Raw genomic sequence first — 13,979 nt, forward strand, 5'->3', positions numbered from 1 at the left:
TATGAATCTACAAAAACTAAAAAGTCAGTTGCAAACCGAAGTTGATACTGCTTTTCTTTATGAAAATATAGCGGCTATACAAACGGATTCTAATTTAACTAAGGTTTTAAATAGCTTGGCAGAGATTGAAAACAATCATGCCAATCATATGCTTCAAAAAGTGAGGGCGGTTGAGCCTAATTACGAAATGCCAGCTGCTTCATCCAGGGCCAAGATACAACTCAAAGCAGGTAAGTATTTTGGATATAGCAGTATTATTAGTAATTTGTCAAATACCGAGAGAGAGTTCGCAGAAATTGCTATTAAAGACAAAATAGCCAAAGGAATTAAAACTTCAGGATTTGAACACAATCATTTGAATATTATTGAAGCTGTTAGTCAAAATGAAGCGCTCAATGTTTCGGGTGGTTTGTTGTCTAAATTTGAAAGCCGTCATAAATCAGTTGGGGGAAATGCTTTGCGTGCTGCCGTTTTAGGAGCTAATGACGGTTTGGTTTCCAATATGAGTTTGGTTATGGGAGTTGCGGGTGCTGCTGTTTCTAATAACACTATTCTGCTTACTGGAATTGCGGGACTTTTAGCAGGGGCTATTTCTATGGCTTTAGGCGAATGGCTATCAGTACAAAGTTCGAGAGAATTAAATCAGCGTCAAATAGATTTGGAGATGGAAGAGTTCGAAGTCTCTCCTGAAGAAGAAAAAAAAGAGTTGGTTTTGTTGTATCAGGCAAAAGGAATGAATGCTGATGAAGCTCAAAAATTAGCCGAAAAGGCATTTGAAAATCCTGATACCGCGATGGACGCTATCATTGCAGAAGAATTAGGAATTGATAAAGAAGAATTAGGAGGTTCTGCATGGGAAGCGGCTATAGCTTCTTTTGTGTTGTTTTCAATTGGAGCCATAATTCCTTTGTATCCGTTTATTTTTATCAATGGCGAAAAAGCAATTTTGTTAAGTTTAGCAAGCTGTGTTATTGGACTTTTCGGTATTGGAGCAGCGATTACTTTATTAACGGGTAAAAGTCTTTGGTTTTCAGGCCTTAGACAAGTTTTATTTGGATTAGTTGCTGCCGCAATAACTTATGGAATTGGTTCGCTCATAGGTGTTTCCCTAGCAGGATAATTTTTGAAATAAAAATGTTTAACATTAAAAAAGAATAATTATGAATGATGCACATTTACATATGATTGTAAACCATTTTCCTATTGTTGGACCAATTTTAGGATTATTGGTTTTAATAGGTGGTCTGTTTTTTAAAAACACTCCAATTAAAAATACCGCTTATTTTTTATTTATAACAGCTACCGTTTTCACAGTGTTTTCTATGACAACCGGTGAAGGGGCGGAAGAAATAGTGGAGGATATGCCAACTATCGGGCATGAAATTATTCATAATCATGAAGAATTGGCGGAAAAATTTGCTATTATCATGTATTTATTAGGTGCTGTATCTGTTATTGGATTAATAACTAACATTAAAAAACATTCTAAAGCCAATTTCTTTTCGTATGCAATTTTAGTTATTTCGATAGTTGCTGTGTTTTTTTCAACAAAAGTGGGAACATCTGGAGGAGAAATTCGTCATACCGAAATTCGCCCTGAAAAAGCGTTTCAAAATCTTAATGTTGAAAGTCCGGAATGATCAATTAATAAAGTTCTTTTTTTTAATATTTTTGAAACATTTAGTTAAATTAAAAATTTGGTTGTAACTATTTTATCACTTATATTTGCAGCACAAAATTAAGATTAATACAAAATCATAATGTTATCAAATCAATTGCATCATCATCATTCACATTATTGCTCTCAAGCGATGTGTTAATGGTATGCGTGTAAGTCATCATATTAATAAACCCGTTTGAGTACATCAAACGGGTTTTTCATTGTGTGTTAAGTCCTTTGTACTCAAACACATTCAATAAAACATAAAAAAACAAAACAATGAGTACGCTAAAAATTGCAATTCAAAAATCAGGTAGATTAAACGAAGAAAGTATCCAAATCCTAAAAGATGCGGGAATTTCTATCAACAATGGTATTGATCAGTTAAAGGCTGAAGCATCAAATTTTCCATTGGAAGTTTTGTATTTAAGAAACTCCGATATTCCTCAATATTTGATTGATGGAGTAGTGGATATTGCTATTGTAGGAGATAATTTATTGGTTGAAAAAGGAAAAAACATTGAAGTAATTCAAAAATTAGGTTTTTCTAAATGTAAAGTTTCTATTGCTGTACCAAAGGCGTTTCAATACAATTCTATTCAGGATTTGAATGGTTTACGTGTTGCGACATCTTATCCAAATACGGTGATTGATTATTGCAATTCAAAAGGAGTAACCGTTGATATTCACCAAATTTCCGGTTCGGTAGAAATTGCTCCAAATATTGGTCTGGCCGATGCAATTGTGGATATTGTTTCTAGCGGTAGTACTTTGTTTAAAAACAATTTGAAAGAAGTTGAAGTAATTTTTAAAAGTGAAGCAGTTTTAGCGGTTTCTCCAAAAGTTTCTGCTGAATCTCAAAAAATCATTGATACATTAAAATTCAGAATCGAATCGGTTTTAAGAGCTAGAAAATCAAAATACATTTTGATGAATGTGCCTAACGATAAAATCGAAGCGGTAAGCAGTATTCTTCCGGTATTGAAAAGTGCTACGGTGATGCCATTGGCTCAGGAAGGTTGGAGTAGTGTTCACACCGTAATTGACAAAGATACTTTTTGGGAAGTTATCGACCAATTGAAAGCAGCTGGTGCTGAAGGAATTTTGGTTTGCCCAATCGAGAAAATGGTGCTTTAAAAAAGTTAGTAGTTTGAAGTTAGTAGTTAGAAGTTTTCAGATAATCTGAATAACAACTGACACTTAACTGACAACTCATAACTCATAACTTAACAACATGAATAAAATATACAATCCAACACCTGATACCTGGGATTCTATTTTGGAAAGACCAACTAAAACGGTAAACGATATAGAACAAACGGTAAAAGAAATTTTTGCTGCTGTTCAAAAAGACGGAGATGTAGCTGTTTCCAACTATACAAAGCAGTTTGATGGCGTAAGTTTTGAAAATATTGAAGTAACGGCTGCTGAAATCGATGCTGCTGTTGCGACTTTACCAAATGATTTGAAAGAAGCAATTGCCTTGGCAAAAGCCAATGTAGAAACTTTTCATCAAGCACAAAAAACGTCTCGCGTTTCAGTAGAAACTGCTCCAGGCGTGCAATGCTGGCAGGAAAAAAGACCAATTCAAAAAGTTGGTTTATACATTCCTGGAGGAACAGCGCCTTTATTTTCTACAGTGTTAATGTTAGCTGTTCCTGCTAAGATTGCTGGTTGCAACGAAATTGTTTTATGCTCTCCACCTGATAAAAACGGAAATATCAATCCTGCGATTTTGTACGCTGCTAATTTATGTGGTGTGACTAAAATTATCAAAGTAGGAGGAATTCAAGCGATTGCCGGAATGACTTTCGGTACGCAAGCAATCCCAAAAGTATATAAGATTTTCGGACCTGGAAATCAATATGTAACTGTAGCGAAACAATTAGCAACGCAATTTGGTGTGGCGATTGATATGCCTGCCGGACCATCTGAATTGTTGGTAGTGGCTGATGACACGGCTATTCCTGCTTTTGTAGCTTCTGATTTATTGTCGCAAGCAGAGCACGGAACTGACAGTCAGGTAATTTTAGTTTCTACTTCTAAAACGATGATGGATGCTGTTGAGAACGAAATTCAATTGCAATTAGAAGTGTTACCTCGTAAAGCCATTGCCGAAAAAGCCATTGCTAATTCGAAATTGATTTTTGTTGAGAATGATGCTGTTGCTCTGGATTTAATCAATGAATACGGGCCAGAACACTTTATTGTATGTACTGCCAATAATGATTTTTATGTAGATGGAATCCAAAATGCGGGTTCGGTTTTCATAGGGAATTATACGCCGGAAAGTGCCGGAGATTATGCTTCTGGAACTAATCATACTTTGCCGACAAACGGTTATGCTAAGAATTACAGCGGTGTGAATCTGGATAGTTTTATGAAATCGATGACTTTTCAAAAAATATCTTCCGAAGGAATTCAAAATATTGGGAAAGCTATTGAAATCATGGCCGAAGCCGAAGGATTGCAAGCACACAAAAATGCAGTTACTTTGAGATTAGCTCAGATAGAAAAAGATAATAGAAAATAGAACATAGAGAATAGAAAAAAGAAAGAATATTAATTGAGATTTTGTTCAGCAAGTTTATATTCTATTTTCTTTATTCTGTACTCTTTTTGAAATAAAAAAAATGAAAAATTTCGATATAAATAGTTTAGTTCGTGATAACGTAAAGGTGTTGAAGCCTTATTCGTCAGCACGTGATGAATTTGAAGATTTTGATACCGCTAATATGGTATTTTTGGATGCCAATGAGAATCCGTATCAAAATGGGGTAAACCGTTATCCAGATCCGCAACAAGCCAGTGTGAAAGTGGTTTTAGCCAAAAATAAAGGTTTGAGTCCTAAACAAATTTTGTTAGGAAATGGAAGTGACGAAGTACTGGATTTACTTTTTAGAGCTTTTTGTGAGCCAAAAGAAGACAATGTAATTTCGTTGCCTCCAACTTACGGAATGTATGGTGTTTTGGCAAATATCAACAACGTAGAACATAAAGAAATTTTACTTTCAGAAAGTTTCCAACCAAGAGTGGAGGCAATTTTAGAAGCGGTAACAGCAAACACCAAAATTATCTTTTTGTGTTCACCAAATAATCCAACAGGAAACTCTTTCACCGAAGAAAGTGTAACAACAATTTTAGAAAAATTCAATGGTTTTGTTGTAATTGACGAAGCTTATATTGACTTTTCTGATAAGGCGAGTTGGTTAGCCAAATTAGATCAATATCCTAATTTAATTATTACACAAACCTTGTCTAAAGCTTATGGTCTGGCAGGAATTCGTTTGGGGATTTGTTACGGTTCCCCTGAAGTGATTGCGGTTTTGAATAAAATAAAACCACCGTATAACGTAAACGAATTGACACAACAAAGAGCTTTGGAAAGATTAAAAGATCAATCAAAAATTGACAACGAAATCACCTCAATTATAGCACAAAGAGAAGCTTTATTGCAAGTTTTGGACAAAGTATCTTTTGTTGAGAAAATCTATCCAACAGAGGCTAATTTTATCTTGGTAAAAGTGGATGATGCCAACAAACGTTATGATGAATTAATTGCTAAAGGCATCGTAATCAGAAACAGAACTACGCAGCCTTTATGTGAAAACTGCTTGCGTTTTACTATTGGAACAGAAGAAGAGAATAAAAAGTTGATGAACGCATTAACAGAATTGAATTAAAAAAAATAGGCCACAGATTTCACGGATTAAAGATCAAAAATCCGTGAAATCCGTGAAATCCGTGAAATCTGTGGCAAAAAAACATAATAAATGAAAAATATAGTATTTGCAATTTTAGTTTCTTTAATAGTTACTTCATTTGTTTCGGCTCAAGAAAAAGAAAATTTAGGAACTGGTAAAATCTATTTTTTGCGGTCAACAGGTTTTCAAGGTTCTGCAGTTGCATTCAAAACGTTTATAGATGGAGAATTTGTATGCAAATTGAATAATAAAAAGTATTCTATTCATGAAGTACCTGTTGGTAAACATGAATGTTCTGTGCAATTTGGAGGAAAGACATCTAAAGAAAAAGCGGAGAAGTTTGAAGTTCAAGTTGAACCAGGAAAAATAACTTATGTACAGCTTGTTTTTGAAACAGGTGTTTTTATTAATAATATTTATTGTGAAGAAGTAACTGAGAACACTGCTAAAAAGAAAATGGAGATATTAGTTGAAGACACAAAATGTCTTTAAAATTATAATAGAAGATATTTAACTTATAAAAATAAATGAAAAAAGTACTTTTTATAGATCGTGATGGAACGATTGTTTTAGAACCGGAAGGATACCAATTAGACAGCCTGGAGAAATTAGAGTTTTATCCGAAAGCGTTTCAATATTTGGCTAAAATTGCTAACGAATTGGATTATGAATTAGCAATGGTAACCAATCAGGACGGTTTAGGAACAGATTCTTTTCCTGAAGATACTTTTTGGCCAACACAGGATTTCATTCTGAAAGCCTTTCAAAACGAAGGAGTGCTTTTTGATGATATTTTTATCGATCGTTCTTTTCCAGAAGATAATGCGCCTACACGCAAGCCTCGCACGGGAATGTTAACCAAATATATTGATAACCCAGACTACGATTTGGCAAACTCATTTGTTCTTGGTGACCGACTTACTGATGTGGAATTGGCTAAAAATCTTGGTGCTAAAGCCATCTTTATGAATACGACTGATGGCGCAGGAAGTGAAGAAATCAGTGCTAAAAGAGAAGAATTAGACGCTACAATAGTGTTACAATCTACTGATTGGAAACAAATATATGAGTTCTTAAAGTTAGAAGCGCGTACAGCTTCAATTACCAGAAAAACGCACGAAACAGATATTTACATCAAGTTAAATCTGGACGGAACCGGAAAGAGCAACATCGATACCGGAATTGCTTTCTTCGACCACATGTTAGACCAAATTTCGCGTCACGGACAAATGGACCTGGATATAAAAGTTAAAGGAGATTTGGAAGTGGATGAACACCATACAATCGAAGATACTGCGATTGCTTTAGGTGAAGTGTATGCAAAAGCCTTAGGGAATAAATTAGGAATTGAGCGTTACGGTTTCTGTTTGCCAATGGACGATTGTTTAGCCCAGGTGGCTATCGATTTTGGTGGAAGAAACTGGTTGATTTGGGAAACCGAATTCAAACGTGAAATGGTGGGAAAAATGCCAACTGAGATGTTTTTCCACTTTTTTAAATCATTTTCTGATGGAGCGAAAGCCAATATCAACATCAAAGCAGAAGGTGACAATGAACATCACAAGATTGAAGCCATCTTTAAAGCTTTTGCGAAAGCGATAAAAGTTGCGGTAAAACGTGATACCGAAAAAATGATTTTGCCTTCAACGAAAGGAATGCTATAAAGTAGGAAGCTTGGAGGTGGAAGCTTGAAGTAATATTTGCTTCTTCCAACTCCCAACTTCTAACTCCCAACTAAAAAAAACAATGAAAATAGTTATCATAAATTACGGAGCAGGAAATATTCAAAGTATTCTATTTGCAATAGAAAGATTGGGATATTCTGCTGTGTTAACCAATAATCCAGAAGAAATCAAAGCTGCGGACAAGGTAATTTTTCCGGGTGTAGGAGAGGCGAGTTATGCCATGAAGATGCTAAAGGAAAGTGGATTGGATACTTTAATTCCAACATTAAAACAACCGGTTTTAGGAATTTGTCTGGGCATGCAATTGATGTGCAAACACACACAAGAAGGCGATACTACCGGTTTGGGGATTTTTGACGTGGATGTGATTAAGTTTACACCAAAAGTAAAAGTGCCACAAATGGGGTGGAACCAGATTTATAATTTGAAATCGGGGCTTTTTGAAGGAATTACCGAAAACGAATACATGTATTTGGTACACAGTTTTTACGCACCGCTTTGTGACGAAGCCATTGCAACAACTAATTATGAAGTAGAATACGCTTCGGCATTAGAAAATAATAATTTCTATGGAACCCAATTTCACCCTGAAAAAAGTGGTGATGTAGGGGAGAAAATTTTAGGGAATTTTTTAAAATTATAAATTTCAATATTTAAAAAATCAGCGGAATGAGATTGCTTCGTTCCTCGCAATGACAAATAAAATGAGAATAATACCAGCCATAGACATCATAGACGGAAAATGTGTTCGTTTGTCTAAAGGAGATTACAATACCAAAATTATATACAACGAAAATCCGCTAGAAGTTGCTAAAGAATTTGAAGCACACGGAATCGAATATTTGCATTTGGTGGATTTAGACGGAGCCAAATCAAGCAAAATTGTAAATTATAAAATATTGGAACAAATTGCTTCACAAACCAAATTGAAAATTGATTTTGGTGGTGGATTAAAAGCGGATTCTGATTTGAAAATTGCTTTCGAAAGTGGAGCTAACCAAATTACAGGAGGAAGTATCGCCGTGAAAAACCGTGCTATTTTCGAAAAATGGATTGCTGAATATGGTGCTGATAAAATTATTTTAGGAGCCGATGCCAATAACGAAAAAGTAGCTGTTTCTGGATGGTTAGAAGATTCTAATGAAGATTTAGTTCCTTTTATTCAGGATTATCGATCTAAAGGAATTCAATACGTAATTTGTACTGATATTGCTAAAGACGGAATGCTGGAAGGACCAAGTTTTGATTTGTATGCCAAAATTTTAAAACAAGCACAAGGTTTAAAATTAATTGCTTCAGGAGGAATTTCTACTTTTGATGAATTGCCTAAATTAGCCGAATTAGGTTGCGAAGGAACTATAATTGGAAAAGCAATTTACGAAGGAAGAATTAGTTTGAAGCAACTAGAAGAATTCATAATAAAATAGATTGTTTCGCAAAGAAGCACTAAGAAACACAAAGATTCGCTAAAACTTTGTGTATCTCTGTGGAATCTTTGCGAATCTCTGTGTAACAAAAAAAATATGCTTACAAAAAGAATAATCCCTTGTCTCGATATTAAAAACGGAAGAACCGTAAAAGGTGTTAATTTCGTAGATTTGCGTGATGCAGGAGATCCGGTGGAATTAGCTAAAATTTATTCGGATGAAGGCGCGGATGAATTGGTTTTTTTAGATATTTCGGCAACTGAGGAAAGAAGACGAACTTTAGTCGATTTGGTTCGAAAAGTAGCTTCAACTATTAATATTCCATTTACTGTAGGTGGTGGAATCTCGGCAGTTTCTGATGTTGAAGTCTTGTTGCAAAATGGAGCCGACAAAGTTTCAATTAATTCATCAGCGGTAAAAAATCCGCAGTTGATTAATGATTTGGCTCAGAAATTTGGAAGTCAATGTGTCGTGGTAGCAATTGATGCGAAGCAAATTGACGGACAATGGATTGTTCATTTAGTAGGTGGAAAAGTACCTACCGAATTGAATCTTTTTGACTGGGCACAAGAAGTAGAACAAAGAGGCGCAGGAGAAATCCTTTTTACCTCAATGGATAATGACGGAACTAAAAACGGATTTGCTAATGAAGCTTTAGCTAAATTGTCAAGTTTAGTCAATATCCCTATTATAGCTTCGGGTGGAGCCGGAAACATTCAGCACTTTGTGGATAGTTTTGCTAAAGGAAAAGCCGATGCAGCATTGGCAGCAAGTGTTTTTCATTTCAAGGAAATTGAAATCAAAACTTTGAAAAACGAATTAAAAAATAATAATATTGAGGTTAGAATTTAGAAATAAGAAGTCAGAAGTATTCATCTTCTTTCTTTTATTTCTAATTTCTAACTTCTAATCTCAAACTTTAAAATTAATGGAAATAGATTTTTCAAAAAGTGCACACGGATTAATTCCGGCCATTATTCAAGATAGCGAAACCAAAAACGTTTTGATGCTGGGTTACATGAACGACGAGGCTTATCAAAAAACAATTGAAACAGGAAAAGTAACTTTTTTCAGTCGTTCTAAGCAACGCCTTTGGACTAAAGGAGAAGAAAGTGGTCACTTTTTAAATTTGGTTGATATCAAAAATGATTGTGATGGCGATACTCTTTTGATTCAGGCTGTTCCGGTAGGACCAACTTGTCACACCGGTGCTGATACTTGCTGGCAAACTCCTAACGAGAGTAGTTATGGTTTTATTTCGAAATTGGAAGACACCATACAAATTCGAAGAGAAAAAGCCGATTCAGAACAAAGTTATGTGGCTTCTCTTTTTGCAAAAGGAATCAACAAAATTGCTCAAAAAGTAGGTGAAGAGGCGGTAGAAGTAGTCATTGAAGCTAAAGACTCTAACGATAATTTATTTTTGGATGAAAGTGCCGATTTATTATTCCATTATTTGATTTTGTTACAGGCTAAAGGATACAAACTTAATGATGTGATTGACGTTTTGAAAAGCCGTCAGAAATAACAACCTTATTTTGTGTTAATTTATATTAAAAACGAGTTTATAAGTGTAGAAAACACCTTATAGATTCGTTTTTATTTTTCCACAAAAACACAATCTGTTATATTTACCGCATTAATTAATGATTAGCTATAACAACTTATGATTTTTGATAAAACTCATTTTTCAGAAGATTTAATCGATACTAAAATAAAAACAGGACTATACATCATATTGACCACTGACGAAGACGATTCACGTCCGGTATATTTATCGGGTAATTTCAACGATTGGCGTACTCAGGACAAGGAATTTATGATGGAAAAAGTAGGTGTAGGCCTGTATCATTATAAGTTCACTCACGATTTTAATTATCCGGAAACCTTATTGTATAAATTTACTAAAGGAGACTGGAGTGATGTAGAAATTGGTATTAACGAAGAACGAACAGAAAATCGTTCTACAACAAAACATACAGGAATTCAAAATGAGCATGTTTATAAATGGAGAAGAAACTGGTTGCCGTTCAAACCTAATTTTTTGCCTCAAATCCAATTAATATCGGATGAGTTTGAAATTCCGCAACTGAATACCACCAGAAAAATTTGGGCTTTATTGCCTCATGATTACGATGCATCGGAAGAAAGCTATCCGGTGATGTATTTGCAGGATGCCCAGAATTTATTCAACGAAAATGCTGAATATGGCAATTGGGAAATTGATAAGAAATTAGCAGTAATGTCTGAATATAAAGTAGGCAAAATTATTGTTATTGCCGTTGAACATGCCGAAGAAGACCGGATAAAAGAATACAATGTTGGTAAAACACTTTTAGGTAAAGGACAAGGAAAAAAATACATTCAGTTTTTAGTTGAAACCTTAAAACCTTATGTGGATAATAATTTCAGAACCAAAAAAGAAAGAGAATTTACCGGAATAGGAGGAAGTTCGATGGGAGCTTTGGTCAGCATTTTTAGCGGTTTAAGGTATCCGGAAGTATTTGGTAAACTGATGATTTTTTCGCCTTCACTTTGGGTTAACCCCAAAATAAAAGTTAAAGATGCAGAAAACTCAGGTGACACTAAAATCTATTTGTATGCCGGAGGAGACGAAAGTGCAACCATGATTGAACATGTGGAAACTTTCAAAACCCGAATACTTGAAAATGAATTTGTTAATGATAAGATGAAAATTAATCTTAGTATTAACAAATTAGGAAAACACAACGAAACCTATTGGAGTGACGAATTCCCTAAGGCAATAGAATGGCTCTTTTTTAACACTAAATAAAATAATTAGATGAAAACGACAAATATTGATAGTTTAGGAAAATTTTCAGGAACAGTTTTAATTCCCGTTTTTGAAACGGCTGCTAAGAATTTGACTTCTATCCAATTTGACGGCGTGGAAATAAGTCCAAAGATTTTTTCAGGAAAAAAAGACACCCATTATATAGTGGAAAAAAACGATACAATCTATATCTTTATTGGGCTGGGAAAAACAATTGATTATAAATCGTTAAAAACAATATTTAGGAGAATTACATTTAAAGAAAAAGACACATTTACCAAGAATGTGTCTTTATTTTTACCGGAAGTTTTTACTGAAGAGCATGTAGAAGCTGCTATTTCCGGATTGTATTTAGGAACCTATAATCTGGGACATTATAAAAAAAAGGAAACACATCCGTTTTTAAATGCGGAATTTGAACTCAAAAACTCTTCTGGTAAAGATTATTCAGCATCAATTAGTAAGGCTATAAAAATTGCGCGAGCACAACTGGAAACTTTTGCACTGGTAGATTTACCTCCCAATACAGTTACTCCAAAGTATTTAGCGCAATGGGCACAAGAAAAAGGAGATAAATACGGTTTTGATGTCAAAATATTAGGATTAGAAGCTGCTAAAAAAGAAAATTTAGGTGCTTTTGTGGCCGTTGGAAAAGGCAGCCAAAATGAAGCTCAATTTGTAATCATGAATTACAGTCCTAAAGAAGCTGTTACTAATTTAAAACATGTTGGTTTAGTAGGCAAAGGAATCACATTTGATACTGGAGGATTGAATATCAAAACGGCAGGAATGGTGCACATGAAATGTGATATGGCCGGTGGAGCTGCTGTTTTAGGAGCCATGCAATTGATTGCCGATTTACAATTGCCCGTAAAGGTTACTGCGATTGTTCCTTGTGCTGAAAATTCTGTCGATAGTAAGTCTTTTTTACCAAGTGATGTCATTCATAGTTACAGCGGAAATACAATTGAAATAATCGATACCGATGCCGAAGGCCGATTAGTTTTAGCCGATGGATTATCCTATTTAATTAAGAATTACAATCCCGAATATATTATAGACATTGCCACACTTACAGGAAGTAGTGTCGCTACTTTTGGATACGAATGTGGCGCTTTGTTTACCAATAATCAATCTATTGCTAAAAAAATACAGGAAGCAGGAGAGTCAATTGGCGAACGTTTATGGCCTTTACCTTTGTGGGATGATTATAAAAAAGACATTGAAAGCGATATTGCCGACGTTAAAAATTTCAGTGGAAAACCGGTAGCCGGAGCCATCAGTGCAGCTAAGTTTTTAGAGTTTTTTACTAAAGAACATATCGCCTGGGCGCACTTAGATATAGCTGGCGTAGCCTTTGGTGATGACGAATTTGCAAAAAGTAAACATGCAACTGCTTATGGTGTACATTTATTGACTAAATTCATAGAAAATTTATGACATTATGGAAAGTGCTAAAAGCTTCGTTTGTATCTCAAATTATTTTAAAGGAACTGATTTTTTAATTCAGTTAAAAAAACTAGGTAATACGGTATATCTGGTAACTAGTGAAAAACTACGTGAGAAGCCTTGGCCACATGATTATATTGACGAAATTTTCTATATGCAGGGACAGGATACCGAATGGAATTTAGAGCATTTATTATTAGGTGTTGGCAGTTTGATGAAGTTAAAGAACATTGATGCTATAGTCGCTTTAGACGATTTCGATGTTGAAAAAGCTACTTACCTCAGAGAAAATCTCCGAATTGACGGAATGGGACAAACTACGGGACGTTATTTTAGGGATAAATTAGCGATGCGTATGAGAGCTAAAAGTTGCGGAATTCCAATTCCCGAATTTTGTTCTTTATTTAACGACCATGACATCAATACTTTTGCTGATACGATTTCACCTCCCTGGGTTTTAAAACCCCGTTCCGAAGCTTCTGCATCCGGAATTATAAAGGTTTTTGACAAAGAAATGCTATGGATTCATATTAATGAAATGGGCAATAACCGATTCAAATATTTATTGGAACAGTTTAAACCCGGTTCCGTTTATCATTGTGATAGTTTAGTTTTAGACCGTAAAAACCTGTTTAGTCTCACTTCAAAATATTTAGCTACACCAATGGAAATCACACAAGGTGGAGGTGTTTTTAGAAGTTCAAATATTCCGTATGATTCAGAAGATGATATTGAAATTAAAAAAGTGAATGAAGAAGTTTTAAAAAGCTTTGGTTTAAAAAATGGAGCGGCTCATACTGAATTTATAAAATGTAATGAAGATGGTAAAATCTATTTTCTGGAAACTTCTTCCCGTGTAGGTGGTGCTCATATTGCAGAAATGGTCGAAGCCGCTTCGAATATCAATCTTTGGAAAGAATGGGCAACTATCGAAGATGCTTTGGTTAAAGAAAAAGCATATCAGTTGCCAAAAGTAAAAAAAGAATACGCCGGTATCGTTTTGACTTTATCCAAATACCAATATCCTGATTTGTCTTCTTTCTCAGATCCCGAAGTTTGCTATAGAGTTCCATTAGATTATCATGCGGGATTAATAGTAAAATCGGATAAAAACGAAAGAGTTTTAGAGTTGCTCAATAATTATGTCGATCGCCTAATTGCCGATTATACCGTGGTTGTGGAACAAAACAAAGTGACCAAATTGCATTAATCTCAATTAATTCATTTTTTAGATTGACCTTTTGTTCTCTATTTTTATCA

General features: G+C 34.7%; 14 protein-coding genes. All 14 read left to right on the plus strand.

The annotated features are described in order from the left end of the window. Nucleotide 1: 1 nt before the first annotated feature. The 14 genes from BIW12_RS14550 (at nucleotide 2) to BIW12_RS14615 (ending at nucleotide 13,929) form a co-directional block, all read left to right on the plus strand. Nucleotides 2-1,120, plus strand: a complete 1,119-nt coding sequence (locus BIW12_RS14550) for a VIT1/CCC1 transporter family protein (RefSeq protein ID WP_071185777.1) — start codon at nucleotides 2-4, stop codon at nucleotides 1,118-1,120. Between the two features lie 40 nt (nucleotides 1,121-1,160). Then, nucleotides 1,161-1,640, plus strand: coding sequence for a DUF2231 domain-containing protein (locus BIW12_RS14555; RefSeq protein WP_071185778.1), 480 nt, complete (start codon nucleotides 1,161-1,163; stop codon nucleotides 1,638-1,640). Between the two features lie 299 nt (nucleotides 1,641-1,939). Further along, nucleotides 1,940-2,797 (plus strand): ATP phosphoribosyltransferase, encoded by an 858-nt coding sequence (gene hisG, locus BIW12_RS14560; protein ID WP_071185779.1) that lies wholly within the window; start codon nucleotides 1,940-1,942, stop codon nucleotides 2,795-2,797. Between the two features lie 97 nt (nucleotides 2,798-2,894). Continuing rightward, complete coding sequence (gene hisD, locus BIW12_RS14565) at nucleotides 2,895-4,193, plus strand: histidinol dehydrogenase (RefSeq protein ID WP_071185780.1); 1,299 nt, start codon at nucleotides 2,895-2,897, stop codon at nucleotides 4,191-4,193. A gap of 100 nt (nucleotides 4,194-4,293) precedes the next feature. After that, a complete protein-coding gene (hisC, locus tag BIW12_RS14570; RefSeq protein ID WP_071185781.1) occupies nucleotides 4,294-5,343 on the plus strand; it encodes a histidinol-phosphate transaminase in 1,050 nt (349 codons plus the stop codon). A gap of 90 nt (nucleotides 5,344-5,433) precedes the next feature. Beyond that, a complete protein-coding gene (locus BIW12_RS14575) occupies nucleotides 5,434-5,856 on the plus strand; it encodes a DUF2846 domain-containing protein (protein ID WP_071185782.1) in 423 nt (140 codons plus the stop codon). Between the two features lie 35 nt (nucleotides 5,857-5,891). After that, a complete protein-coding gene (hisB, locus tag BIW12_RS14580; RefSeq protein ID WP_071185783.1) occupies nucleotides 5,892-7,028 on the plus strand; it encodes a bifunctional histidinol-phosphatase/imidazoleglycerol-phosphate dehydratase HisB in 1,137 nt (378 codons plus the stop codon). An 82-nt stretch (nucleotides 7,029-7,110) separates the two neighbouring features. Continuing rightward, nucleotides 7,111-7,692 carry an imidazole glycerol phosphate synthase subunit HisH gene (gene hisH, locus BIW12_RS14585; protein ID WP_071185784.1) on the plus strand — a complete coding sequence of 194 codons (582 nt, stop codon included), beginning with the start codon at nucleotides 7,111-7,113 and terminating at the stop codon, nucleotides 7,690-7,692. Nucleotides 7,693-7,753: 61 nt separating this feature from the next. Further along, the gene (gene hisA, locus BIW12_RS14590; RefSeq protein ID WP_071185785.1) at nucleotides 7,754-8,476 is read left to right on the plus strand and encodes a 1-(5-phosphoribosyl)-5-[(5-phosphoribosylamino)methylideneamino]imidazole-4-carboxamide isomerase; all 723 of its coding nucleotides are present in this window, start codon (nucleotides 7,754-7,756) and stop codon (nucleotides 8,474-8,476) included. 96 nt (nucleotides 8,477-8,572) lie between these two features. Beyond that, nucleotides 8,573-9,328, plus strand: a complete 756-nt coding sequence (gene hisF / locus BIW12_RS14595) for an imidazole glycerol phosphate synthase subunit HisF (protein WP_071185786.1) — start codon at nucleotides 8,573-8,575, stop codon at nucleotides 9,326-9,328. A gap of 76 nt (nucleotides 9,329-9,404) precedes the next feature. Further along, on the plus strand, nucleotides 9,405-10,004 hold the full coding sequence (gene hisIE, locus BIW12_RS14600; RefSeq protein ID WP_071185787.1) for a bifunctional phosphoribosyl-AMP cyclohydrolase/phosphoribosyl-ATP diphosphatase HisIE: 600 nt from the start codon (nucleotides 9,405-9,407) through the stop codon (nucleotides 10,002-10,004). Between the two features lie 138 nt (nucleotides 10,005-10,142). Next, nucleotides 10,143-11,270 carry an alpha/beta hydrolase gene (locus tag BIW12_RS14605; protein ID WP_083382145.1) on the plus strand — a complete coding sequence of 376 codons (1,128 nt, stop codon included), beginning with the start codon at nucleotides 10,143-10,145 and terminating at the stop codon, nucleotides 11,268-11,270. Nucleotides 11,271-11,279: 9 nt separating this feature from the next. Beyond that, the gene (locus BIW12_RS14610) at nucleotides 11,280-12,710 is read left to right on the plus strand and encodes a leucyl aminopeptidase family protein (protein ID WP_071185788.1); all 1,431 of its coding nucleotides are present in this window, start codon (nucleotides 11,280-11,282) and stop codon (nucleotides 12,708-12,710) included. Between the two features lie 4 nt (nucleotides 12,711-12,714). After that, entirely contained in the window at nucleotides 12,715-13,929 is a 1,215-nt protein-coding gene (locus tag BIW12_RS14615) for an ATP-grasp domain-containing protein (protein WP_071185789.1), read from the plus strand. Nucleotides 13,930-13,979 lie beyond the last annotated feature (50 nt).

The organism is Flavobacterium commune, from assembly GCF_001857965.1.
In the GTDB taxonomy this organism is placed as follows: domain Bacteria; phylum Bacteroidota; class Bacteroidia; order Flavobacteriales; family Flavobacteriaceae; genus Flavobacterium; species Flavobacterium commune.